The organism is Vagococcus penaei, assembly GCF_001998885.1.
In the GTDB taxonomy this organism is placed as follows: domain Bacteria; phylum Bacillota; class Bacilli; order Lactobacillales; family Vagococcaceae; genus Vagococcus; species Vagococcus penaei.
This window is the reverse complement of the sequence record NZ_CP019609.1, coordinates 825,809-852,788: the sequence shown is the minus strand read 5'-3', so window position 1 is coordinate 852,788 and position 26,980 is coordinate 825,809. Positions and strand designations below refer to the sequence as shown.

Genomic DNA, 26,980 nt, shown 5'->3' with positions numbered 1-26,980 from the left:
AACATTCGCTAGCAAAATTTTTAAATGAGCTAAACATCGCAAGATGTTATCATACTTTTATTGAGAGTTTGATCCTGGCTCAGGACGAACGCTGGCGGCGTGCCTAATACATGCAAGTCGAACGCACTTTTCTCACCGGAGCTTGCTCCACCGAGAAAAGTGAGTGGCGGACGGGTGAGTAACACGTGGGCAACCTGCCCATCAGAGGGGGATAACACTTGGAAACAGGTGCTAATACCGCATAATTCCTATTGCCGCATGGCGACAGGATAAAAGACGCTTCGGTGTCACTGGTGGATGGGCCCGCGGTGCATTAGTTAGTTGGTGGGGTAACGGCCTACCAAGACCATGATGCATAGCCGACCTGAGAGGGTGATCGGCCACACTGGGACTGAGACACGGCCCAGACTCCTACGGGAGGCAGCAGTAGGGAATCTTCGGCAATGGACGAAAGTCTGACCGAGCAACGCCGCGTGAGTGAAGAAGGTTTTCGGATCGTAAAACTCTGTTGTTAGAGAAGAACAAGTGAGAGAGTAACTGTTCTCACCTTGACGGTATCTAACCAGAAAGCCACGGCTAACTACGTGCCAGCAGCCGCGGTAATACGTAGGTGGCAAGCGTTGTCCGGATTTATTGGGCGTAAAGCGAGCGCAGGTGGTCTTTTAAGTCTGATGTGAAAGCCCTCGGCTCAACCGAGGAAGGTCATTGGAAACTGGAGGACTTGAGTGCAGAAGAGGAGAGTGGAATTCCATGTGTAGCGGTGAAATGCGTAGATATATGGAGGAACACCAGTGGCGAAGGCGACTCTCTGGTCTGTAACTGACACTGAGGCTCGAAAGCGTGGGGAGCAAACAGGATTAGATACCCTGGTAGTCCACGCCGTAAACGATGAGTGCTAGGTGTTGGAGGGTTTCCGCCCTTCAGTGCCGCAGCTAACGCATTAAGCACTCCGCCTGGGGAGTACGGCCGCAAGGCTGAAACTCAAAGGAATTGACGGGGGCCCGCACAAGCGGTGGAGCATGTGGTTTAATTCGAAGCAACGCGAAGAACCTTACCAGGTCTTGACATCCTTTGACCACTCTAGAGATAGAGCTTTCCCTTCGGGGACAAAGTGACAGGTGGTGCATGGTTGTCGTCAGCTCGTGTCGTGAGATGTTGGGTTAAGTCCCGCAACGAGCGCAACCCTTGTTGTTAGTTGCCATCATTTAGTTGGGCACTCTAGCAAGACTGCCGGTGACAAACCGGAGGAAGGTGGGGATGACGTCAAATCATCATGCCCCTTATGACCTGGGCTACACACGTGCTACAATGGACAGTACAATGAGTTGCGAGACCGCGAGGTTTAGCTAATCTCTTAAAGCTGTTCTCAGTTCGGATTGTAGGCTGCAACTCGCCTACATGAAGCCGGAATCGCTAGTAATCGTGGATCAGCATGCCACGGTGAATACGTTCCCGGGCCTTGTACACACCGCCCGTCACACCACGAGAGTTTGTAACACCCAAAGTCGGTGAGGTAACCTTCGGGAGCCAGCCGCCTAAGGTGGGATAGATGATTGGGGTGAAGTCGTAACAAGGTAGCCGTATCGGAAGGTGCGGCTGGATCACCTCCTTTCTAAGGATAATTACGGAAACACATTGGTTGAATTTACTTTGTTCAGTTTTGAGAGGTCTACTCTCAAACTAAATGGGGCCTTAGCTCAGCTGGGAGAGCGCCTGCCTTGCACGCAGGAGGTCAGCGGTTCGATCCCGCTAGGCTCCATTGGTAGAACCTTTACCATTATTGTTCATTGAAAACTGGATAGTTGAAGTTAGACATCAACATAAATTAAGTACACCGCGTGACACAACGTAAGTTGTGAAGCGTTGTTTGTATCAGATATCGCTGTTTGATACAAACAAAAAAGATCTAACCATTAGGGTTAGAAAAGGTTAAGTGAATAAGGGCGCACGGTGGATGCCTTGGCACTAGAAGCCGATGAAGGACGGGACTAACGCCGATATGCTTCGGGGAGCTGTAAGTAAGCTTTGATCCGGAGATTTCCGAATGGGGGAACCCAATACCTTTTATAGGGTATTATCTATTAGTGAATACATAGCTAATAGAAGGTAGACGCAGAGAACTGAAACATCTAAGTACCTGCAGGAAGAGAAAGAAAAATCGATTTCCTTAGTAGCGGCGAGCGAAACGGAAACAGCCCAAACCAATGAGCTTGCTCATTGGGGTTGTAGGACTCAGCTGTGGTAGCTGTTGTGAATAGTCAAATCGACCTGGAAAGGTCAGCCGGAGCGGGTAAAAGCCCCGTAGACGAAATTGATAACACACCTATGAGTATCCTGAGTACGGCGGAACACGAGAAATTCCGTCGGAATCCGGGAGGACCATCTCCCAAGGCTAAATACTCTCTAGTGACCGATAGTGAACCAGTACCGTGAGGGAAAGGTGAAAAGCACCCCGGAAGGGGAGTGAAATAGAACCTGAAACCGTGTGCCTACAAAAAGTCAAAGCCCGTTAATGGGTGATGGCGTGCCTTTTGCAGAATGAACCGGCGAGTTACGATTGCATGCGAGGTTAAGCTGAAGAAGCGGAGCCGTAGCGAAAGCGAGTCTGAATAGGGCGACGTAGTATGTAGTTGTAGACCCGAAACCATGTGACCTACCCATGTCCAGGTTGAAGGTGCGGTAAAACGCACTGGAGGACCGAACCCACGTACGTTGAAAAGTGCGGGGATGAGGTGTGGGTAGCGGAGAAATTCCAATCGAACTTGGAGATAGCTGGTTCTCTCCGAAATAGCTTTAGGGCTAGCCTCGGAATTAAGAATGATGGAGGTAGAGCACTGTTTGGACTAGGGGCCCGTCTTGGGTTACCGAATTCAGATAAACTCCGAATGCCATTCATTTATATCCGGGAGTCAGACAGTGAGTGATAAGATCCATTGTCGAAAGGGAAACAGCCCAGACCACCAGTTAAGGTCCCAAAATATATGTTAAGTGGAAAAGGATGTGAGGGTGCACAAACAACTAGGATGTTGGCTTAGAAGCAGCCACCATTTAAAGAGTGCGTAATAGCTCACTAGTCGAGTGCCCTTGCGCCGAAAATGTACCGGGGCTAAACATATTACCGAAACTGTGGATAGAACCTTTGGTTCTATGGTAGGAGAGCGTTCTAAGGGCGTTGAAGCTAGATCGTGAGGACTAGTGGAGCGCTTAGAAGTGAGAATGCCGGTATGAGTAGCGAAAGACAGGTGAGAATCCTGTCCACCGAATGACTAAGGTTTCCTGGGGAAGGCTCGTCCTCCCAGGGTTAGTCGGGACCTAAGCCGAGGCCGATAGGCGTAGGCGATGGACAACAGGTTGAGATTCCTGTACTCGTTTGTTTTGTTTGAACAATGGAGGGACACAGGAGGTTACGGAAGCGCACTGTTGGATATGTGCGTATAAGCAACAAGTCTTGGTGTGAGTCAAATGCTTACACCTCTAAGGACGAGTTGTGATGTGGAGGGAAATTTAGTACCGAAGTTCCAATATCACACTGTCAAGAAAATCTTCTAGTTAGAAGCAAACGACCCGTACCGCAAACCGACACAGGTAGTCGAGGAGAGAATCCTAAGGTGAGCGAGAGAACTCTTGTTAAGGAACTCGGCAAAATGACCCCGTAACTTCGGGAGAAGGGGTGCTAAACGCAAGTTTAGCCGCAGTGAATAGGCCCAAGCGACTGTTTATCAAAAACACAGGTCTCTGCAAAATCGAAAGATGACGTATAGGGGCTGACGCCTGCCCGGTGCTGGAAGGTTAAGAGGATGGGTTAGCAATAGCGAAGCTCAGAATTGAAGCCCCAGTAAACGGCGGCCGTAACTATAACGGTCCTAAGGTAGCGAAATTCCTTGTCGGGTAAGTTCCGACCCGCACGAAAGGCGTAACGATTTGGGCACTGTCTCAACAAGAGACTCGGTGAAATTTTAGTACCTGTGAAGATGCAGGTTACCCGCGACAGGACGGAAAGACCCCATGGAGCTTTACTGTAGTTTGATATTGACTGTTTGTGACACATGTACAGGATAGGTAGGAGCCGTTGAACTCGGAACGCTAGTTTCGAGGGAGGCATTGGTGGGATACTACCCTTGTGTTATGACCAGTCTAACCCGCGCCACTTATCGTGGCGGGAGACAGTGTCAGATGGACAGTTTGACTGGGGCGGTCGCCTCCTAAAATGTAACGGAGGCGCCCAAAGGTTCCCTCAGAATGGTTGGAAATCATTCGAAGAGTGTAAAGGCAAAAGGGAGCTTGACTGCGAGAGTTACAACTCGAGCAGGGACGAAAGTCGGGCTTAGTGATCCGGTGGTTCCGCATGGAAGGGCCATCGCTCAACGGATAAAAGCTACCCTGGGGATAACAGGCTTATCTCCCCCAAGAGTTCACATCGACGGGGAGGTTTGGCACCTCGATGTCGGCTCGTCGCATCCTGGGGCTGTAGTCGGTCCCAAGGGTTGGGCTGTTCGCCCATTAAAGCGGCACGCGAGCTGGGTTCAGAACGTCGTGAGACAGTTCGGTCCCTATCCGTCGCGGGCGTTGGAAATTTGAGAGGAGCTGTCCTTAGTACGAGAGGACCGGGATGGACATACCTCTGGTGTACCAGTTGTTCTGCCAAGGGCATTGCTGGGTAGCTATGTATGGACGGGATAAACGCTGAAAGCATCTAAGCGTGAAGCCCCCCTCAAGATGAGATTTCCCATTTCTTTAAGAAAGTAAGATCCCTGAGAGATGATCAGGTAGATAGGCTAGGAGTGGAAGTACAGTGATGTATGGAGCGGACTAGTACTAATCGATCGAGGACTTAACCAAATAAACGGTGTCACTTATGTTAATGATAACTTCAAATCCAGTTTTGAGTGAGCAATCACTTAATTAAATAGAACACTTATAGAAGTGTGGTGGTGATGGCAAGAAGGATACACCTGTAACCATGCCGAACACAGCAGTTAAGCTTCTTAGCGCCGAGGGTAGTGAAGGGTTTCTCTTTGTGAGAGTAGGACGCTGCCACGCATTTATAAGTATTCCGGCATAGCTCAGTTGGTAGTAGCGCATGACTGTTAATCATGATGTCGTAGGTTCGAGTCCTACTGCCGGAGTTACTATTGAGTAAAAAACAAAGGAAAATTCCTTTGTTTTTTTGTTTATACAAATTTTTAATTAAAAATAAAATGGAAAAGGGGAAAGTAAATATGTTGAAAATACTACTGTCAAATGTTAAAGAATTTAAAAAAACAACGTTGATTGTACCAATATTTGTGACATTAGAGGTAGCTTTAGATATTATAATACCACTAGTAATGGCGGTATTAATTGACCAAGGAATTGAGAAACAAAATACTCGTAATATTATATTGATTGGCGGGTTATTAGTAATTTTAGCAATTTTAGCTTTATTTTTAGGTGCCATGTCTGGTAGATATGCAGCGATTGCTTCTGCAGGATTTGCAAGGAATTTAAGAAATCGCCTGTTTGGTAAAGTCCAAGATTTTTCTTTTTCAAATATTGATAAATTTTCATCTTCAGGTTTAGTGACACGTCTTACTACAGATGTGACAAATGTCCAAAATGCTTATCAAATGGTGATTAGGATTTTAATTAGAAGTCCATTAATGTTTATCTTTTCTTTAATGATGGCATTTATTATTAATAAAAAATTAGCAACAACTTTTCTTTTAATTATTCCTATATTAGCTTTAGGCTTATTTTTAATTATTCGTTTTGCTTTTCCTGTTTTTGAGAAAGTCTTTAAAGTCTATGATCGAATGAATCAAATTGTTCAAGAAAATTTGCAAGGTATTCGAGTGGTTAAATCTTATGTTCGTGAAGATCGTGAAATTATGAAATTTGAAGATGTATCAGAACAGATGTATCGTCGATATTCTCTGGCACAAAGAATTGTTGCTTTTAATACACCATTGATGCAGTTTAGTATGTATTCTGCTATGTTACTGATTTCATGGGTGGGTGCCAAATTGATTGTTGTAGGTGATCTAAGTACTGGAGAACTCGTTAGTATGTATACCTATGCTGGACAGATATTAATGAGTTTAAATATGTTATCCATGGTTTTTGTAATGGTTATTATTGCAAAAGCTTCTGCAGAACGGATTACTGAAGTGATTTCTGAGGAAAGTGACTTAAAAAATCCCGTTGAACCTATTTATGATGTAACAAGTGGTAAAGTAGAATTTAAAGGGGTTACTTTTAGCTATGTAGCAGATGATAGAAAATCTGCATTATTTAATATTAATCTAGTCGTTAATTCTGGTGAAGTCGTAGGGATAATAGGTGGTACTGGTAGTTCTAAAACGTCTTTAGTTCAATTAATTCCAAGATTATATGATGTTCAAAAGGGTCAAGTTCTTGTTGGCGGAGTTGATGTTAAGCTATATGATATCAAGACTCTTCGTGATAACGTTGCGATGGTGTTACAACAAAATATATTGTTTTCTGGGACAATTAAAGATAATTTGTTATGGGGAGATGCGACAGCAACGGATGTTGATTTAAAACGTGTGTGTCATATTTCTCAAGCAGATCAATTTATTGAAGAATTACCTGATAAATATGAAACGGTTCTAACTCAAGGTGGGACCAACTTATCTGGTGGTCAAAAGCAACGGTTAACGATTGCACGTGCCTTGCTAAAGAAACCTAAAATATTAATTTTAGATGACTCAACAAGTGCGGTTGATACCAAAACTGACCAAATGATACGAGACGGTCTCAAAAAAGAAATACCTGGAACGACGACATTTATAATTGCACAAAGAATTCAATCCATTCAAGAAGCTGATAAAATAATTGTGATGGATAAAGGACAAATAAATGGAATCGGCACACATGAAGAGTTATTAAGAACGAATAAAATTTATCAAGAAGTATATCAGTCGCAACAGAAAGGATTTGGTGATAATGAGTAAACATCGTGGCAGTCAAAATCCAATCGGAACTCTTAAACGTATTTTTGGCTTTATGTTTCAAACTTACGGATGGCGCTTAATTGGTGTACTCTCACTTATTTTTGTTAGTACGTTTGCTAATATTCGTGGTTCTTTGTTTTTACAAGTAGTTGTGGATGATTACGTAACACCTTTATTAGGAACCGCTAATCCTAATTTTAGCGGATTATTAAAAGCTGTATTAACGATGGCTTTAATTTATGGTATTGGGATCCTAGCAAACTTACTTTACAATATGATGATGGTAACAATTAGTGAAGGAACTCAGAAGCAAATTCGTAATCAATTATTTACACATATGGAATCATTGCCGATCCGTTACTTTGATCAACATAGCTTTGGGAGTATTATGAGTCATTATACGAACGATATTGATACATTACGTCAAATGATGTCACAAAGTCTCCCTAACTTAATTGCTGCTTTAGTTAGTTTTGTAAGTACCTTTATCGCTATGTTTACAATTAGTATTCCCTTAACATTATTTGTAATGATTTCTGTTACTTTGATGATGTTGACAATTCGGTTTATTGCAGGTCGTAGTGGTAAGTTTTTTGGGCAACAACAACGTGATATAGCACGTGTCAATGGTTATATCGAAGAGATGATTCATGGTCAAAAAGTTGTTAAAATATTTAATCATGAGCAAAAAGTTGTGACTGACTTTGAAAATATAACTGAAGATTTAAGGGAAAGTGCGACGCAAGCTAATATATACGCTAACTCATTAATGCCAATTATGATGAACTTGCTAAATATTCAATATGTTTTAGTAGCAGTTGTCGGTGGTTTATTTTCTATTTATGGTATTAGTGGATTGACTATTGGGATGATTGCCTCTTTCTTGCAGTTGAGTAGATCTTTAAATATGCCTATTAGCCAGATTTCACAGCAGATTAATTTTGTGATTATGGCCTTAGCTGGTGCTGAACGCATTTTTAGTTTAATGGATGAGCCTGCTGAAACGGACAGTGGAACAACAACATTGGTGCATGCTACGTATGATGAAAATGGTCATTTAAGTGAGTCAAGTACTCGGACAGGTATGTGGGCTTGGAAAGTACGCCAAGTAGATGGGATGTATCATTATACAAGGGTTACAGGCGATGTGACCTTTGAACATGTTGATTTTTCTTATGATGAGGATAAACAGATACTACATGACATTAATCTATTTGCTAAACCTGGACAAAAGATAGCCTTTGTTGGTGCAACAGGTGCGGGTAAAACGACTATTACGAATTTAATTAATCGTTTCTATGATATTCAAAAGGGGCAAATTTTCTATGATGGAATAGATATTAAACAAATTACAAAAGAGTCGTTACGTCAATCCTTAGGAGTTGTTTTACAGGATACACATTTGTTTACTGGTACAATTAAAGAAAATATCCGTTACGGTAAGCTTGATGCAACAGATGCTGAGGTTTATGCCGCGGCTAAATTAGCTAATGCGGATTATTTTATTGAAAAATTAGCTGACGGATATGATACTGTGATTAGTGGTAGTGGAGATAGCTTGTCACAAGGGCAACGTCAGCTATTAGCGATTGCTCGGGCAGCTATTGCCAATCCGCCAGTTATGATTTTAGATGAAGCCACATCAAGTATTGATACGCGGACTGAATTAATTGTTCAAGAAGGAATGGATCGTCTAATGGAAGGTCGGACTGTTTTTGTAATTGCTCATAGACTATCAACAATTCAAAATGCAGATGTCATTATGGTAATGGACCACGGACGTATTATAGAACGTGGGACGCATCACAGCCTACTTGGTGAGCTTGGATTGTATCATCAACTCGCGACAGGCGTCATTGAGATGGATTAAATAGATTATAAAGATAAACAGTTAGCTTTGGATAAGCTAGCTGTTTTTTATCAATTTAATGAATGATATTTATTAAAACATTAAATAATGTATTAATAATAGAAGAAACAGCTATTTTTAAAGTGATCTAATGCTAAAATACCATATTTAGTTGATTTACGAAATGATTAGGAATATTTTAATATAAAATGACATAAAAATATTAATAACCTTTCAAATAATAACGAGTATATGGTTATTTTATTTGAGAATAAGAAGTTTTTTTAGTGATGAAATTCAATATTTTCAATAAAAAAATGAAAATATTGAATTTAGTTGAAAATAATTTAATAACTTTTATTAGCTTAAATACTTGAAAAATATTTTTTATCAAGGTAAACTAACAAGGGATTATAAAAAATAAACTATTATTGTAAGTAATAGTTTATTTTTTTTAGAACAAAGAAAAGGTTGGCGTTAAAAAAATGAAACGAATGAAAAAATGGCAACGTTGCTTGGTTGTTGCTCTAGGTCTAGTGTTGATCGTTGAATTAATTTATGTAGGGATGACAATTCAAAAAAATAATCAAGCTAAAAAAATTGTAACTGAAGTTAGAGCGAAGAATCAACAATTAGAGAATCTATTACACACTTCATATGATTCGAAAAATAGTGCATTTTTAAATATGGACAATGCAAAGAATAATTTAAAAAAGATAAAAGAGTTAGCGAATGACTCCTATCAAGTATTAGCTAAGGCTCCAAATGTTTCCAATAAAATTATTGCGACTGATTTGATTGCTGTTCGTAAGGAAGCTAAGAAACTAGATAAACAAGCTAGTACTTTTGCTAATAAATATGCTAGTCAAGTTGATTTAACTGATTTATTTTTAGATAACCCAATCAAAAATTATCAATTTAATCAAGAGTCTGCTTTAAAAGAAGCAAATGAAACTAAGAAAATTGATACACTAGAGAAATTACAGACTAAACTTCCTGATGATGAGTTTAAAGAAGTTGTAACAGCAGGGATTAATAGTGCTAAAAAGCAAAATTCAACGATTACCAAATTGGAAAAAGAGTTAAAGACCTTTGTTTCTGATGATAAGATAATCAAGGAACCGTCTAGGGAAGACTATCGGTCTATTTCACATCAGCTTCATTTGGTTAAAAATCCAGAAATTCGTAATGATTTGACGTCAAAAGTTGAATTATTATCGAATCATTTAGATCAAAAAAATAAGGCCGTATCAGATAAAAAACTTGTAGCATTGACTTTTGATGATGGTCCTAATAATACTAGTACACCTCGTATTCTGGATATTTTGAAAAAAATGATGTCAAAGCGACATTTTTTGTTTTGGGTTCGATGGTGGATGCCAATCCTGATGTAGTCAAGCGTGCTCATGATGAAGGCCATGTAATTGCGAATCATAGTTACAGCCATGCTAATTTAATCAATTTAGATGAAAAAGGGATTCAAAATGAAGTCATAAAAACGAACCAAAAAATCGAAAAAATTATTGGTGAGGAACCTTATCTGTTAAGACCGCCGTACGGCTCATTTAACTCAAAAGTGAAAAATGCAACAGGGATGGAAATAGCTTTATGGAACGTGGATTCATTAGATTGGAAAACACGTAATTCAAACGCGATTTTAAAACAAGTTAAATCTAGTGTATTACCGCATAGTGTGATCTTAATGCATGACATTTATAGTACAACTGCTGATAGTCTTGATCCGATGATTAAACATTTAAAATCTCAAGGATACGAATTTTGTTTTGTTGATGAATTAATTGATGTTATTTAAAAAAACTGAGACTTGAAAAGCACACTATGTGTTTTTTAAGTCTTTTTCGTTAATTTATTTGCTATACAAACCTGTATAAATCATCTACAATAATTAAGGAATAATGTTTAGTTGAAGGTGGTGTCACTGTGTGAGTAATACAAAGGAATTGCGGATTGATAATTGGTTATCACTGTTTCAACTTCAAATGGAGGTTGATGCCAATATTGAACGCTTATTATTAGAACGAAAAGATTTGACGTTAAAAGAATTTTACTTATTGTATTATCTTTATCAAAATGCGGAACGTGATGTCAATATGACGGAGTTGGAAAAATTTATTGGTTTGAGTCAAAGTGCGATGTCACGGATGATTATGCGTATGGAAAAAAAATGTCATAAAGTTATTGAGGCATACTTTTTACCAGGAAATAAAAAAGAAAAATATGTCCGCTTAACTGAGCAGGGTAAAGTTTGCTATTTAGAGAGTTCTGAAATTGTTGATGAATCATTGAAACCTATATTTACAGGTGATTACTTAAGTTGTTTATCAATAAAATTAAAATAATTTTTTTCCCAGAGCATCTTACTTGTAAAAGATGCTTTTTTATTTTATATTATGTATGCACATGCATTAATAATATAGCCTAGGAGGTCGAGAAAATGAAACAAGTTCAATTAGCAAATGGTGTAGTCTTAAAAAATCCGTTGGTGATGGCACCAATGACCACACAGTTAAGTTATTTCAACGGTGTCGTGACAAATGATGAGGTAACTTATTACGCCAATCGTAGCAGGGATGTAAGTATGGTAATTACTGGCGCGACAAACGTCCAAAAAAATGGTAAGGGGTGGTTTGGTGAATTAGGCGTTTACGACGATTCACATATAGAAGGGTTGACACGGTTAGCTAAGGGAATTCAACAACAAGGTGCTAAGGCTATTCTACAAATTTTTCATGCTGGTAGAATGACTTCACGAGCTGTTTTAGATGGTGAGCAACCTGTTTCGGCGAGCAGTATTAAAGCGGAAAGAACAAATGCTGAAACGCCTCGAGAACTTACAGATACTGAAATTTATGAAGTGATTGCTGATTTTAAGCAGGGAACACGTCGTGCGATTCAAGCTGGTTTTGATGGAATTGAATTACATGGAGCAAATACCTATTTGATTCAACAATTTTTTTCACCACATTCTAATCGACGGACGGATGACTGGGGTGGTACGTTAGATAAACGCTTTAAATTTATTTTATTACTTGTAAAAGAATTGAGCCAATTGATTGCTGAAGAAGCTTCCGAGGAATTTATTTTCGGTTATCGTTTTTCACCAGAAGAATATGAAACACCAGGAATTCGTATGGCAGATACAGCTTACTTGATTGAAAAACTACTTGAATGGCCACTTGATTATTTACATGTTTCATTGAATGATTACCACCGAGAATCAAATGAAGTAGATTATCAAGGTCAAAGTATCTTAACTTGGGTGCATAAGGTAATTAATGGACGTTTGCCTCTTATGGGAGTTGGCGGTGTAACGACGTCAGCAGACGTTGAACAAGTGTTACAAGATGCAGAATTAGTTGCAGTTGGACAAGCTTTGTTGATTGATCCTGATTGGGGCGGGAAAATCTTAACTCATCGTGATTCAGAGATCCGAAGTCGAAAAGATTTAGGCAATGATGTTAATTTAACGATGATGGACGTTCCAGAATTATGGGATTTTGTTTATGCCGTGAGACCAGATAAATAAAACAGAAAGTGATGGAGTGATATTATGATGAATGAGCAGCTAACGAAAGCAGAAATTAGAGAGATGATTTTAACTACACATCAATTTAGATATGCAACAAAGAAATTTGACGAGACAAAAAAATTAGTGATGAAGATTGGGCTATAATTGAAGAAGTTGCACGTTTATCACCCAGTTCCTTTGGTTATGAACCTTGGAAGTTTTTAATAATTCATAACGAACAAATCAAAACTGACTTACGACCATTTGCTTGGGGAGCTTTAAATAGTCTAGATGGTGCGAGTCACTTTGTTATTGCTCTAGCTCGAAAAAATGTTAAAGCAAACAGTACACATGTTAAACATATTGTGGAGGCAGTACAAGGGCGTGATTTTAGTCAAGTTAGTCGCCAACAAGAATTTTTTAAACAGTTTCAAGAACATGATTTTAATTTAACGACTGAAAAAGATATCTTTCAATGGGCAACGAAACAAACCTATATCGCGTTAGGCAATATGCTAACAGCGGCAGCTGAGCTAGGAATTGACAGTTGTCCAATTGAAGGCTTTAATATCGCTCAAACGGAGGATTACTTGTCTTCTCAAGGTTTAATTAATCTAAGTGATTATGGTGTAGCTTACATGGCCGGATTTGGTTATAGTGCGGAAGAACGCCCACTCAAAAAAAGACAAAATAAACATGAAATTTTTGAGGTAATTAATTAATTGTGTCTTGTTAGACGACAAAAATTAAAAAAATACGTAAGCAAAAAGGGATATTCTATAAAAAGTAGGGCAATTTGATAAAAGATATAATTTATTATTTACAACCTTATATTCCCTTTAATTTCCCAATAAAAAGTGCCTGATCATTAGACTTCCCCTATTGTCTAATAACCAGGCATTTTTTTATAATTTAGTTTGCTTTTTGATTTCTATTTTAATTAATTGCTCAAGACGATACAAATCATCTAAAGTCAGTGAGTCTGGAGATAAGCTATTTAATGAGTCATTCACTTGCTCAGAATCATGCTCATTATTGATTTTTTGTTTTTCAAGAACACGGTGAGTTTCTTTTTTTACTTCTTCTTTAATTAATTTGGGATTCGTCATTAACTTAGTAATGGTACTTGTGAACGCACTAATCATTCCAATTCCAAGAAACATTAAGATACCAGCAATAATTCGGCTGATTGGGTTGTAGATAATAATATCGCCATAGCCCACAGTTGTGACGGTTTGGAGGGTCCACCAGACAAGGTCTTGATAACTTTTAATACCTGGTTCAATCCAAATCATCGGTAATGGTAATAAGAAAAAGACTAATAAAAAATACCAAGCAAAGCGGCCGATACCTGATTTTAATAAGGCATTAACAACCGGTATCACATAGCGTGTTCCCATTGTTGTAATTCGAAGAAAAGCCAAAGTTAAAGGAATCAATTTAAAATAGCGGAAACCCGTATAGATTGGAATCAAGGCAATAAAATCTAACGGATGTTTCTTTAGAAAGGCCTTCTTATTGTCACTCTGATAGAATTGATAAAAAATATCGAGTGCAAAAATGATTATGACTAAACTATCAAGTGGCGCAGCTAGTCGGTGGTTAATGAGCGAAAGAAATCCAGAAATAATCAGTAAAACGAACATCAAAAATAAATATAATTTTTTTAGCATAATGTCACTCCTAATTATAACCAACTTATTAAGTTAATAGTAAAGAATCTTTGAACTAAAAACAATAGTGAATCTATGATTCAAACAAATATATCTCATTTGTTCTTTTTTTCGCTTCATCAGACAATAATAAAGTTGATGATTTAAAATAAGTGTTATAATAAGTGAGTAGATGAATATAGGAGGAATAAATTATGCAAAAAACAAAACAGTTTAAACTTAGTTATCTAGTCTTAGGAATTTTCTTTATTTTTGTGTCAATCTTGTCATTTCAACGACCAGATGAAGATTTATTAGCATTGGCTATTTTATTTGGGATAACAGCCTTATTAAAAGGTATTTTTGAGATAGTTGCTAAACGTAAAGTACAACAGTTGTTAGGAATCAGTTCAGGTATGCTTTATGTTATCGGTGCAATCGATATAATTATTGGTTTGATGTTTTTATTCAACTTAGCAGCTGGAATGGCAGCTCTACCATTTATATTTGCCATTTGGTTTACTTGTGATTCTGTTTATGGACTATTTGAATTAAATTACGCTAAAAAAGTTGGACAAGGTTATTACTGGTTTTCTTTGATTATTAATATTTTAGGAATTGTGATTGGGACATTGCTATTCTTTAACCCAATTGCTTCTGCTCTAACAGTTGCATTCTTAGTCGGTTTTTATTTAATGCTTGCTGGAATTTCATATATTATGGCAGCTTTTTAATCAAGTTATCGTTAATTTGTGAGAGTAAACACAACTGTTTTTCATCAATCTAAATAATAGAAAATTAGTCAAGTCAGTTAACATCAATTAATGATGATAACTGACTTTTTTTCATTATTAAATTTCATTAAACACACGATTAAGATAGACAGGCATTGAAATTTTATGTACAATAACTGTAGTGATTGTTTTTGAAATTACAATAAAATAAATAATGATACATAATTTTGTATCATTATCAATACAGATGTGATGTGACTAAAACGAAAGACAATAATATATGTTTTTTCTAAAAACCTACGTTACTAATTGGATTTTAAAGATTATTTCCAATGAAACGACAATAACTATTGTTTGGTGTCTGTTATTATTTTATATACTATGTTTTGTCAGGAAGACACATTAAGTTGACTATTTATTAATACCGTTATTTTTTGACATACAATAATTAAAAAGGAGTAATTACATGACAGAACAAAGAAATAAGTTATCATTATTCAGCTTTTTTGCCATGACGGCTTCACTATTCATCACCGTTTATGAGTACCCAACATTTGCAGAATCAGGTAAAACGTTAATTTTTTATCTTTTACTATGCGGGTTATTTTGGTTTTTACCAGTAGCTTTGTGTTCAGCTGAATTAGCAACGATTAAAGGTTATCAAGAAGGTGGTATCTTCGGTTGGGTGGGCAAGTTACTAGGTGAGAAATTTGGTTTTGCAGCAATCTTTTTCCAATGGTTTCAAATTACAGTTGGTTTTGTAACAATGATCTATTTTATTATTGGTTCATTAGCTTACGTATTTGATTTTAAAGCGATGAACACTAATCCGATGATTAAGTATTTGTGTATACTCATTATCTTTTGGGTTCTAACATTCTTACAATTTAGGGGGACAGCCTTTTCTGCTAAAGTAGCAAAATATGGATTTGTTTTAGGTATTATTGTTCCAGTATTTATTTTACTAATTATGACTATCAAATTTTTAGGCTCTGGACATGCGATTAATTCACGTTTTACTGATAAGAGTTTTTTTCCCACAGCAAAAGACTTTCCACAATTAGTTTCATTTATGCTAGCTTATATGGGTGTTGAGGCATCAGCACCACATATTACGCAGTTGGATAATCCTAAAAAGAATTATCCAATGATTATGTTTCTATTAGTTATTGTAGGGGTAATCTTAAGTACAATAGGTGGTAGTGCTGTATCGATGGTCGTACCAGGCACATTAAATTTAGACTCAGGTGTGGTTGATGCATTTAAAGCAGTAATTGCGAACGAAATGATTGTTAAACTTATGGCTATTTTAGTGTCCTTTGGTGTTATGGCACAAGTTAGTTCTTGGATTATTGGTCCCACAGAAGGCTTACGCGTGGTTGCTGAGGAGAATTTACTACCAAGTAAATTTAAAGTAGTCAATAAAAATCAAGTCCCAACATATATTTTAATAATTCAAGCTATCTTAGTTAGTATTTGGGGCGCTGTCTTAACCTTTGGTGGCGGAGGAGGTAGCAATGTTTCCTTCTTAACGGCCATTTCACTCACAGTTATTATTTATCTAAGTGCTTATGTTTTATTTTTCATTGCGTACTTAATATTGATTTTGAAAAAATCAAATCAATCACTAGAACGCTCTTATCGGGTACCAGGTGGTAAGGTAGTTCAAGTTATCACTGCAAGTTGTGGACTGATTTTATCCTTATTAGCGATTGTGTCATCATTTATTGCACCAAGTGAATTAAAAGGTTCTGAAGCAACTACATATGTCATGATTCTATCTGTTAGTTTTATAGTAACAATTGCTGTGCCTTTCATTTTTTATCGTACTTATAGTATGAAAAAAAAACAAAACAGTAGTATTAATCAGTAAAAAATAATTTAAAAATTAAATTGTGTGACTTTGAGTTAGCACAAAAGGAGCGAGTAGTAACTTATGAAAATGGTGAAACAAGAATTTATAAATATTTTTAAAAACAAGATTTTATTAATCTCGGTCATAGCGATTACGTTTATCCCAATCTTATATGCAAGTGTTTTTGACAAATCTGTTTGGGATCCTTATGGTATGGCAAAAGACTTACCTGTAGCTATTGTTAATGAAGATCAACCGACCGAAATGTTAGGTCAAAAAATCGATGTTGGTAATCAAGTTGTCGATCAATTAAAAGGGAATAAAGATTTGAAATGGGAATTTGTTTCAGCTGATAAGGCAAAAAAAGGTATGGATGATTTGTATTATTATATGATTGTAACCATTCCTAAAGATTTTTCTAAAAGTGCGACAACTTTATTAGATAAAAATCCTGAAAAAATGGAGATTACTTATACAACCAATGGCTCTTTGAACTACATTGGTCAAGAAATTGTGAAAATTGGTGCAACAACGCTTGAATCACAAGTTCGTGATAATGTCACTGGAGCGTATGTGACGGCTTTAAATCAAGTTGGTAAAAAAGCTGTGGCAGGAATTAATGAAGCATCCAATGGCGCAAGTCAATTGGCAAATGGAACGGATCAATTACAAAGTGGTTTGAAAGAATACACAAGTGGCGTATCACAAGCATCTGATGGTTCTAACCAATTAACAGCAGGTATGGGATCATTAGCAGGTAATATTGGTCCATTGAGTTCAGGTGTGACTCAACTGTATGGTGGGGCATCTGAATTAAGCTCTGGTTTAGGGTTAATTGATCAAAAAGTCCAACCCTTAGGTGGTAAAATCAATCAATTAAGCTCGGGATTAGATGAATTGTCGCAAGGGAGTAAAGAATTAGAGACAGCTTTGGCAACAATTGAATCAAGTTTAAATGAAACATCGCAAACAACAATTAAAAATAATTTACTACAAGCACAAGCTGATTTAGAAGCTTTGTTAGCTAATACAAATAAATTAAATAGCGTTTCTCTTGATGCAAGTAAAATTTCTGCAGATTTAGAAGCTGTTAGTACGTCATTAAATACAATTGCGACAACTTTGCATGCTGATTCAACAGCATTACAAGCAAGTATTGCCGATAGCATTAATCAATTAAAAGATGTGGATGAAGCAGTTAAATCAACTTTGATTAATGATATTAATCAAGCTGTTATTAACTTTGAGAATGAGCAGAATCAAAAAGTAGCCGATGTGACTGGGCAATTAAGTAGTGATTTGGCCAGTGCTCAAAGTTCAGCAGAAGCATTAGCTGTTCAAGCAGCAACCTTAGGTGAATTAACATCAGGAATTGCTGAAAATGCAGGTAGCTTACAAAATGGTATTAATGAAATTGGGTCTGGTACACAACAGATTATGGGGATTATGGACTTATCTCCAAGTGGAAATGCAGGGTCATTAGTTGCTGGATTAGAACAAATTAATTCGAATGTTGCTCAATTAGGTCAAGAACTACCAACAGCTTTAAATGGCGTGACGTCTTTAGCATCTGGTAGTGACCAATTAGCTTCTGGCTTAAATGATATGTATAGTAAAATGCCAGAATTATCTTCTGGTGTGTCACAGCTTGATTCAGGAGCAACACAATTAAATAGTGGACTGGCAGAACTATCTAAAAATTCTCCTGAATTATTAAAAGGTATCTCACAACTTGATGGTGGATCCAATCAATTGGCAACAGCATTAGGAGATGCTTCGAAGATGGGAGATAAAGTAAAATTAGAAGAAAAGAATATTGATATGTTTGCAGATCCAACTAGTTTGAAAAATGATGAATATAGTCAAGTTGATAATTACGGTCAGGCTTTAGCACCATATATCATGTCTCTAGCTTTATTCGTTGGTTGTTTAGTATTTAACTTTGTTTTCCCAATTAGACGAGTATCAATGCTAGGTCAATCAAGTAAAGACTGGTGGTTAAGTAAAGTTGCGATAGGCTTTGTTGTGTCAACAGCAATGGCTGCAATTGAAGCAACTGTCATGTTATTGATTGGACTAAAAGTAGAGTACGTTGGCAAGTTCTATTTGATGGCATTTGTTACTGTATGGGCCTATATGTTCATGATTATGTTCTTCGCCATGACGTTTGATAATCCAGGACGTTTTATTATGATGATTTTACTTGTATTACAACTAGGTGGAGCAGGTGGAACTTTCCCTCTACCACTACAAAATAGTTTCTTTAACGCAATTCATCCGTATTTACCAATGTCTTATTCAGTTTATGGTTTCCGTGAAGCAATCTCAAGTGGAATCGGTGCGCCACTATTCAATAAGAGTGTCATGATACTCTTGTCAGTCTTTGTTGCATTTGTTGTTTTACTAGGCGTTTCAATGAATATTTTACAAAAACGTCATCTATCAAATGTGTCAGAGTTAGATGATAATCAAAAAATGCAAGCTCTTGAAAAGTAAACTTTTGTAACAGAGAAGCTTATACATTCTTTTTACTTAATGAGTAAGCAGCTAATTTTGAAACAGTTAATTTAATCGATTTATTTTGTCTTAATAACAGACAAAACTGAAGAAAATAAAGTGATTCTATGATCTATAATAAGTTTATAGTTGATTAAACGACATCAGATAGCTTTTTATAAGACTGCTATCTGATGTTAGTCTTAAAAAAATGTCTGATTAACAGACAAAACATAACGCATTAAAGTAGTAAGTAGATTGTAAAATAAACATATAAATAACCAACAGAGAGGGAAGTGCAAAGTATGTGTACAAGTATTTTTTTAAAAACAAAAGATGGTCATAATTTATTATCAAGAACAATGGATTATTCAATTCCGTTAGATCCTAATCCAACGTTTATTCCGAGACATTATCCATGGAAGTCAATTGTTGAAGGTAAGACTTTTGACAATAATTATGGATTTATCGGTGCTGGTCGTGTTATCGGTCCTATTTATTCAGTGGCAGATGGCGTTAATGAAAAAGGTTTATCGATTGCGGAATTATATCTACCAGGTGATGCTAAGTATCAAGCAAAAGAAGATAATAGTAAAATTAATTTAGCACCACATGAATTTATCCTATATATTCTAGGTAATTGTGCATCGGTAGAAGAAGTAAAAGAAGTGATTGGAAATATTAATTTAGTTGATCGCCCAGTTCCGTTGTTAGATTTTGTGACTCCTCTTCATTGGATTGTGACAGATGCGTCAGGTGAATGTGGCGTTATTGAGCCAACGACTAAAACATTACACATGAAAAAAAATCCAGTAGGTGTAATGACAAATACACCTCAATTAGAATGGCATATTAATAATTTACGTAATTATTTACATGTACGTCCAAAACAGTATGAACCAGTAAAATTCGGTGATTATGAAGCACATGCTTTCTCACAGGGGACAGGCACATTAGGACTGCCTGGAGGGTTTACTCCACCAGAGCGTTTTGTCAGAGCTGCATTCTTTAAAGAGCATATTAAACCGGCAGAAAATGAGACTGAAGGTGTATCAAATGCTTACCATATCTTATCAACTGTTAGAATTCCCAAAGGCTTGGTGATTGACGAGAAAGGTCAATCTGATTATTCACAGTATGTAGGGACTATGTGTAACACAAGTTTAACTTATTATTTTAATACATATGATAATAATCAAATTTGTAAAGTTCAGTTAACAGATAAATTGTTGCAAGAAAAAGAACCAGTTACCTTTATGGCAAATACAACAGAAACAATGAAAGAATTTAATTACTAAGCAACTGAAGTAATACGACGGAGGAGTTAGACTAATGACAACAAATAATGAAACAACCCCAATTTTTGGAACATCAATCTCTGAACGAGATGTAATTATGAAAAAATTACATGACAATCCGGTTGAGCCAGATGTTGCTTACCGTTTGGTGAAAGATCAATTGATAGATGAAGGAAATGCAAGACAAAATTTAGCGACATTTTGTCAAACTTATATGGACCCAGAAGCAACTAAACTAATGGCTGAAACAATGGAAAAAAATGCCATTGATAAGTCTGAATATCCTGAAACAGCTAAGTTAGAAACAAGTTGTGTCAATATTTTAGGTGATTTATGGAATGCTCCAGATTCAGAACGCATTATGGGAACCTCAACAGTTGGATCAAGTGAGGCCTGTATGCTAGGTGGGATGGCAATGAAATTTCGCTGGCGTCACCTTGCAGAAAAACGTGGGTTAGATATCCAAGCTAAAAAACCGAATCTGGTTATTTCATCAGGATATCAAGTCTGTTGGGAAAAATTCTGTGTTTATTGGGATATTGAAATGCGTGAAGTACCAATGGATATGGATCATTTAAGTATTGATACTGATAAAGTACTTGATTACGTCGATGATTACACAATTGGTATTGTTGGTATTCTAGGTATTACATACACTGGAAAATTTGATGACATTAAAGCACTAGACGATTTAGTAACAACTTATAATGAAACGCATGAGCACGAATTAGTTATTCATGTGGATGGTGCGAGTGGGGCAATGTTTGTACCATTTGTTGATCCAGAACTAGCTTGGGACTTCCGTTTGAAAAATGTGGTATCGATTAATACTTCTGGTCATAAATACGGTTTAGTGTACCCTGGTATTGGTTGGATTCTCTGGCGTGACAAAGAATATTTACCAGAAGAATTAATATTTGATGTTAGCTATTTAGGTGGTGTAATGCCCACAATGGCAATTAATTTCTCTCGAAGTGCTAGTCAAATTATTGGTCAATACTATAATTTCTATCGTTATGGTTTCAATGGTTATAAAGAAATTCATACACGTACACGTCATGCAGCAGAAACAATTGCAAAAGCTGTGCAAAAATCGGGATATTTTGATATGATAAATATGGGTGATAATCTACCTATTGTGTGTTATAAATTAAAAGAAGATGCTGATGTTGAATGGACACTTTATGATTTAGCTGATAGATTACTAATGAAGGGTTGGCAAGTGCCAGCGTATCCTTTACCTGCTAATTTAGATAATCAAGTGATTCAACGATTTGTTTGTCGAGCAGACTTAGGTGAAAACTTGGCAGATGAATTAATTCATGACTTTAATCAGTGTCTAGAAGATTTAAAACATGCACGTATTTTGTATCATGACAAAGGTGAAGTAAAAACACAAGGGTTCACACACTAAGCTTTACAGTGTTAACATATACAAAAAAATGGAATGAGGCGGATGAACATGGCAAATTATGAAGAAAAAAAGACAAAGTGATTGATGAGATAGTTAAGACTTTAGAAAAGTTAGATATTGAAACAGGACGCATTGCTGCCAATGAAGAATCAGATAAGAAACATTCTATAAAATTATGGTTTGAGGAAAAGCGTGCTTTGCATGAAATTAAACGCTTGCTTCATGAAATCGGTAAGTATGATAAATATGATGAAAAAGAATTAGAAAAAGCACAAAAAGATTTAGAAGAAACATCTAAATAAGTAACGTGTCTAACTATAAAAAATTAATTAATAGAGGAGATTTTAAACATGACAAATTTTGAAGAAAAAAAAGATAAAGTAATTGATGAAATGGTAAAAACTTTAGAAAAATTAGATTTAGAAACTGGTAGAATTCAAGCCAACGAAGAATCTGACAAGAAACATTCTGTTAAAATCTGGTTTGAAGAAAAACGTGCACTACATGAAGTGAAACGTCTATTACATGAAATTGGTAAATATGACAAATATGATGAAAAAGAATTAGAAAAATTTGAAAAAGAAATGACTAAATCTGACAAATAAATTTGTTATAAGTACGTTAAAGAATCCCTCAATCGTTAATTTGATTGAGGGATTCTTTTTTATATCAATTGATTGGTAACTTTCTTTTGAACAACAATCTGGAGTTTTTTTTCTAATTCAATAAAATCACGTAACTTGATAGGAAAATCAAAGAGTAGGATACCATAAGTAAAACGTTGTCGTTCTTCAATTAAGTTAGGAACGTTGGTGAAAATAATATCTGCTTTATCTTTTTGTGACATATCTAAAAAAGACAGATTAAAATCATGTTTAAAACGGTCACTTATCCGAACCATGATATTTTGTTTAATAAAATAAGGTAAGTCAGTCTCTAAATAAATATAAATTGCTGGTTCATAGTGAGTTAATGGCAAAATAGAAGAAAATAAAAGTAAATATTTTTGAATGAGAAAGCCTTTTTCTAAAAATAAAGGATTTTGACTTTGCTCATATAAGTCATCTATGAATTTTGAAAGAATACCTCGTAAAGTTGGAAATTCATTATCGTCTAATTCAAATAAGGGATGACCATCAATATCCATATTAATTTGCGTAAAGAGTTGAGCAAAGAGATGGGCACAAAAGCTAGTAACAAAAAAACGCTCTTTTATTTCATAAGGTATTTCTGTTAGCTCAGATTCAAATTGTTTAACAAATAATTCTGTTGCGCGATAAATATCAGAATTCATTTTTTTATGATAACCTAAAATCCGATCCCGTAATTCATTTGATTCATAGATTTTAACTTTTGTTTGCATCAATAAAACATAAAAATAAATTTCGGCATCAATATGAACACTATAATCAGCCATAAATGATTTTAATAAAGGAATCGATTCTTTTAACATACTTAGATTGACATAGTTATCCCAGCTTTTTTCAAATGGCATAATATGATTTTTTCTTAATCGAAGTAAGTTAACAGCGAAAATATAAGCCATCTGTTTACGATGAATGTCTGAAACATTTAGTTTCATCGCATTTGAAAATCCATCAACTGTTTGATAGATTTTTCGTTGGTCAATCGTATTAAAGGGCCAAGTAACACCTTTAAAGGTTACCCAAGCGATAATGTAGGAAACTAATCTAATTTGTTTTTCGTCACCAATTAGTTTAAAGGAATTTCTGGAAAGATCAATATTGTATAAATTCAAAAAGTCTTTAATTTTTTTTAAACTCTTTCGAACCATACTTTCACTGACATAGTAAGTCATGGCATATTTTTTTACTGAATCAAATTCTTCAAACATAATTTTTTTCAAAATGAGCATTGATTCATCATTTTCCAAAATATAGTTTCTGAAATCAATATAATTACTTCCTTGTTCAATTTCTAGATAGATACCTTTGTATTTCTCATACATTAGCGTGATTTGTTGTCGCTTTTCAGTATTATATTCTGCAACAATATCTTCGAGCTGATGAATATAGCGTTGAACAGTTCTTTCAACTACATTCAATTGTAGACTAATTTCGTTGACGCTATACCAACGATTGTTTTCAGAAATAATTTCTAACATGTTTAAGATAACTTTATTATGGTTGTTTAGTAAATTAAAAATATTTTTCTCCATCTTAATCAGCCCTTTATCGGTAATTTAATCAGTCACATTTGTGTTGCTGATAATTATAGAATACGATAAAAAGCTAGTTGTTTCAAATTTTAATCGTATTTTAAACAATTAATCATTTTTAATAATCCGATTTATTTTATTTTGTTTAATAAACTATGTTAAAAGGCTTTATAAAATTATTTTGATTAATAATAGAGTTTTTAAATTAATAATATCATTAATTTTCGTTTCAAAAGACAATATAAAGAATTAACTACATTCTATTATGTTATAATTTATTTATAGGAAAGATAAGTTATGTTAAAAGTTATTTAAAGTTATTTATCTTCTTTTAATGTATTTTAAAAAAACCATAAATTTAACCAGGAGGCTTTATTATTATGAAAAAAATGATTTTAGGAACAACAGTGTGTGCATCTCTATTATTAGTAGCATTAGGTGGATGTGGACAAAAAGAAGAAATTCAAGGAACAATTGAATCAGGAAAAGTAACTGAAACGTCAACATCGTTATCTGGTGGAGTAGAAGAAGTTGCAGGAGAAGCAACATTGAAAGACGACGGTTACTTTAAAGAAATTATTACTGGTGACAAAGATCCAAAAGTGAAATTAGAAGCAGAATATAAAACAGATTGGACTGATAGTAGTTGGGAAAATGTTGACTTTAACATTGATAAAGTTAAAGTTGTTGAAGTAGATAAATTTAAAGATGACCAAGAGAAAGATTACAAAGGCTTAATGTCAATGCACTATACTTTAGAAAATAAAGGTGAAGAAGAAGTTAAAGTACGTCCAAAGGAAGCAACAATTGTCTTAAAAGATGGTAAAGAAGTTAAAGCAGATCACTTTTTAGATATTTGGGATGATGTTTTTGCTAAAGACCATAAAAAAGATGGTTATATTCACTTTAAATTTAATGATACTGATCAAATCGATAGTATCAAAGAAATAAAAATTAGTTTTACTGGACATAAAAAAGATAGTTCAGAAGACAAAGTTGATCATACTTATGATGTGACATTACCTTTAGAGTTAGCTAAATAATTATCTTATTGATGATTAGTTAGAAAACACAAAAAAGAACTTATTATCTGATTATATGGATAATAAGTTCTTTTTTTATGGAAGATAAGTAAACTTTTATTTAGACGTTACTTTGACAAAAGCTAAATAGGTTAACCATTTTGGATTAGATTTAGCTTTAAAATAACAAAAAATACTAAAAATTAAAGCACCGAAAGTATTAGTAAATAAATCTGACATGGTATCCATGAGTGCAGCTCGTCCTAATAATTCTTTGCCTGAACTCGTTAAGAAACGTTGCATATTGAGATGTAAAAGACCATCAAAAGTAAACTCATAGAATTCCCAAAATACACCAGCAGTCATTGCAAAGAAAAAACCAAATAAGATAACCGTACTAACGGTTAGATGATCCAATTTTGGCATTAAATAGCTTAAAAAGCCGATACCCAGTGCAACTAGTAGCATAGCGCTAGAAAAATGTAAAAATTTATCCCAATAATAAACCTTACTATAAAATGAAAGACCAGTTCCTAAAAAGACAGAAAAGAGAATAAACAACCAATACATATTTTTTAATAGTACTGGTGTTACCAATTTAAAGCTTTTTTCAATAAAATAAGGTAAAAAGCATAAAATAATGCCTAAAAACATTTCAAACGATAGAAAAAATTTGCCAGATGCTTGATTGCCACCATCTAATGATTGAACACCTGAAATAAGCATCAGTAAAATACCAAATAAGATAATTATATAAAATAAGATGGGTTTTTTTATTGGTTGGTTCATATAAAAATCACTCCTTTATTATAATATTATGCCACGATACAATTATAAAACACAAGAAAAGACTGTTTTAAATTTATGAACCGATGTGATTATTTTGATTGACAATGCTTTCAAAGCGAGTTATAGTATATATGAAATCGATACCACAGAAGTGAGGTGGGTTTTTGGCAACAATTAAAGATGTAGCAAAATTAGCGGATTTATCGGTATCCACAGTTTCACGCTATTTAAACAATCATCCGTATATCTCTGAGGAGAAAAAGAAACGCATTCAACAGGCAATGGACACATTAAATTATGTACCAAGCTCGATTGCGACACAATTACGGTCTAAAAAAGGGACAATGATTGGCGTACTCGTTTCAAGAATTACGAATCCTTTTTTCGCTTACCTGGTTGATGCAATTGAGAAGCAAGCAAAAAGTCAGGGCTATACTGTTTTAGTCATGCAGACATATGATGACTCTGAGTCTGAAGTAAAAATGTTAGAACTACTCAAGCAGCAAGTGCTAGCTGGTATTATTATGTGTTCGATTGAAATAGACGCGCAGACAGTTGAATCTTATGCTAAATATGGTCCGATTATTTTATGTAATGAGAATATGCCACACTCTCGTTTACCACAGGTAGTTACAGATCAAGAATGCGCTGTATACGATGGTGTGACTTATTTAATTCAAAAAGGTTATCACAAAATAGCTTACTGTACTGGTGGTACTTTGATGGCAAATGGACATGGGAAATATCGGACAAAAGGTTTTGAGCGTGCATTAGTCACACATAATTTGCCTTTTAATCGTGATTGGATTTTTCAATCAGTTCATACAATTGAAGATGGTGAGCAAGTTGGTCTAAAACTGTTAGCTTTACCTAAGCATAAGCGACCAGATGCTGTCTTTGCAAATAGTGATGAAGTTGCGACTGGTATCATGAAAGCCTATTTAGCAGCGAATCAAAGAATACCCGATGATTTGGCCATTATGGGCTTTGATGACCAACCGTTTACCTCCATTTTAGCAGTACCATTAACAACCTTGTCACAGCCAATAGCTGCCTTAGGAGAAGAAGCAACAAAATTAACGATTGCTCAAATTGAAGATGTGACCTATCAGATCAATCAAGAAAAATTAGTCTTAGAATTAATTGTTCGAGAGTCTACTTAGTAGTAGATTCTTTAAATGGCATTTTATGATATCGATACCACAAAATA

At 35.6% G+C, this 26,980-nt stretch carries 18 protein-coding genes, 2 tRNA genes, 3 rRNA genes and 1 pseudogene; 21 read left to right on the top strand and 3 right to left on the bottom strand.

The window, feature by feature from the left end:
* Positions 1-56 precede the first annotated feature (56 nt).
* From BW732_RS03975 to BW732_RS03920, 12 genes and pseudogenes are all read left to right on the top strand, one after another.
* Positions 57-1,612: ribosomal RNA gene (locus BW732_RS03975) — 16S ribosomal RNA — on the top strand.
* Positions 1,613-1,686: 74 nt separating this feature from the next.
* Positions 1,687-1,759: transfer RNA gene (locus BW732_RS03970), tRNA-Ala, on the top strand.
* Positions 1,760-1,927: 168 nt separating this feature from the next.
* Positions 1,928-4,839, top strand: a 23S ribosomal RNA gene (locus BW732_RS03965).
* 85 nt (positions 4,840-4,924) lie between these two features.
* Positions 4,925-5,040, top strand: a 5S ribosomal RNA gene (rrf, locus tag BW732_RS03960).
* Together the 16S, 23S and 5S rRNA genes with 2 tRNA genes alongside form the textbook arrangement of a ribosomal RNA operon.
* Before the next feature lie 12 nt (positions 5,041-5,052).
* A tRNA-Asn gene (locus tag BW732_RS03955) sits at positions 5,053-5,126 on the top strand.
* Between the two features lie 93 nt (positions 5,127-5,219).
* On the top strand, positions 5,220-6,953 hold the full coding sequence (locus BW732_RS03950) for an ABC transporter ATP-binding protein (RefSeq protein WP_077275574.1): 1,734 nt from the start codon (positions 5,220-5,222) through the stop codon (positions 6,951-6,953).
* A complete protein-coding gene (locus BW732_RS03945; protein WP_126844435.1) occupies positions 6,946-8,823 on the top strand; it encodes an ABC transporter ATP-binding protein in 1,878 nt (625 codons plus the stop codon). Before BW732_RS03950 ends, BW732_RS03945 begins: the two co-directional genes overlap by 8 nt.
* Positions 8,824-9,287: 464 nt before the next feature.
* Positions 9,288-10,615: pseudogene (locus BW732_RS11675) on the top strand (polysaccharide deacetylase family protein).
* Positions 10,616-10,745: 130 nt separating this feature from the next.
* The gene (locus tag BW732_RS03930; RefSeq protein WP_077275570.1) at positions 10,746-11,162 is read left to right on the top strand and encodes a MarR family winged helix-turn-helix transcriptional regulator; all 417 of its coding nucleotides are present in this window, start codon (positions 10,746-10,748) and stop codon (positions 11,160-11,162) included.
* Between the two features lie 95 nt (positions 11,163-11,257).
* A complete protein-coding gene (locus BW732_RS03925; RefSeq protein ID WP_077275569.1) occupies positions 11,258-12,349 on the top strand; it encodes an NADH-dependent flavin oxidoreductase in 1,092 nt (363 codons plus the stop codon).
* A 24-nt stretch (positions 12,350-12,373) separates the two neighbouring features.
* The gene (locus tag BW732_RS11740) at positions 12,374-12,496 is read left to right on the top strand and encodes a hypothetical protein (RefSeq protein WP_335673631.1); all 123 of its coding nucleotides are present in this window, start codon (positions 12,374-12,376) and stop codon (positions 12,494-12,496) included.
* Positions 12,472-13,053 (top strand): NAD(P)H-dependent oxidoreductase, encoded by a 582-nt coding sequence (locus BW732_RS03920; protein ID WP_335673633.1) that lies wholly within the window; start codon positions 12,472-12,474, stop codon positions 13,051-13,053. Before BW732_RS11740 ends, BW732_RS03920 begins: the two co-directional genes overlap by 25 nt.
* 183 nt (positions 13,054-13,236) lie before the next feature.
* On the opposite strand, the gene BW732_RS03915 is transcribed toward BW732_RS03920, so the two are convergent.
* A complete protein-coding gene (locus BW732_RS03915; RefSeq protein WP_077275568.1) occupies positions 13,237-14,004 on the bottom strand; it encodes a potassium channel family protein in 768 nt (255 codons plus the stop codon).
* 194 nt (positions 14,005-14,198) lie between these two features.
* On the opposite strand from BW732_RS03915, the gene BW732_RS03910 reads away from it, so the two are divergent.
* From BW732_RS03910 to BW732_RS03880, 7 genes are all read left to right on the top strand, one after another.
* On the top strand, positions 14,199-14,717 hold the full coding sequence (locus BW732_RS03910; protein ID WP_077275567.1) for an HdeD family acid-resistance protein: 519 nt from the start codon (positions 14,199-14,201) through the stop codon (positions 14,715-14,717).
* Positions 14,718-15,183: 466 nt separating this feature from the next.
* A complete protein-coding gene (locus BW732_RS03905) occupies positions 15,184-16,590 on the top strand; it encodes an amino acid permease (protein WP_077275566.1) in 1,407 nt (468 codons plus the stop codon).
* Positions 16,591-16,653: 63 nt separating this feature from the next.
* Complete coding sequence (locus BW732_RS03900) at positions 16,654-19,068, top strand: YhgE/Pip domain-containing protein (protein WP_077275565.1); 2,415 nt, start codon at positions 16,654-16,656, stop codon at positions 19,066-19,068.
* Positions 19,069-19,373: 305 nt separating this feature from the next.
* Entirely contained in the window at positions 19,374-20,366 is a 993-nt protein-coding gene (locus BW732_RS03895; RefSeq protein ID WP_077275564.1) for a choloylglycine hydrolase family protein, read from the top strand.
* A 34-nt stretch (positions 20,367-20,400) separates the two neighbouring features.
* Positions 20,401-21,780 carry a glutamate decarboxylase gene (locus BW732_RS03890; protein WP_077275563.1) on the top strand — a complete coding sequence of 460 codons (1,380 nt, stop codon included), beginning with the start codon at positions 20,401-20,403 and terminating at the stop codon, positions 21,778-21,780.
* Positions 21,781-21,857: 77 nt separating this feature from the next.
* Positions 21,858-22,082: a hypothetical protein gene (locus tag BW732_RS03885; protein WP_077275562.1), complete on the top strand. Its 225-nt coding sequence runs from the start codon at positions 21,858-21,860 to the stop codon at positions 22,080-22,082.
* A gap of 48 nt (positions 22,083-22,130) precedes the next feature.
* Entirely contained in the window at positions 22,131-22,385 is a 255-nt protein-coding gene (locus BW732_RS03880) for a hypothetical protein (protein ID WP_077275561.1), read from the top strand.
* 59 nt (positions 22,386-22,444) lie between these two features.
* Here BW732_RS03880 and BW732_RS03875 read toward each other — a convergent pair whose 3' ends face one another.
* Positions 22,445-23,959 carry a helix-turn-helix domain-containing protein gene (locus BW732_RS03875; RefSeq protein ID WP_077275560.1) on the bottom strand — a complete coding sequence of 505 codons (1,515 nt, stop codon included), beginning with the start codon at positions 23,957-23,959 and terminating at the stop codon, positions 22,445-22,447.
* 380 nt (positions 23,960-24,339) lie between these two features.
* On the opposite strand from BW732_RS03875, the gene BW732_RS03870 reads away from it, so the two are divergent.
* Positions 24,340-25,002, top strand: coding sequence for a lipoprotein (locus tag BW732_RS03870; protein ID WP_077275559.1), 663 nt, complete (start codon positions 24,340-24,342; stop codon positions 25,000-25,002).
* A 96-nt stretch (positions 25,003-25,098) separates the two neighbouring features.
* Here BW732_RS03870 and BW732_RS03865 read toward each other — a convergent pair whose 3' ends face one another.
* Positions 25,099-25,770 (bottom strand): DUF2238 domain-containing protein, encoded by a 672-nt coding sequence (locus tag BW732_RS03865; protein ID WP_077275558.1) that lies wholly within the window; start codon positions 25,768-25,770, stop codon positions 25,099-25,101.
* Between the two features lie 164 nt (positions 25,771-25,934).
* Here BW732_RS03865 and BW732_RS03860 point away from each other — a divergent pair, with 164 nt between their 5' ends.
* Positions 25,935-26,933, top strand: a complete 999-nt coding sequence (locus tag BW732_RS03860) for a LacI family DNA-binding transcriptional regulator (RefSeq protein WP_077275557.1) — start codon at positions 25,935-25,937, stop codon at positions 26,931-26,933.
* Positions 26,934-26,980 lie beyond the last annotated feature (47 nt).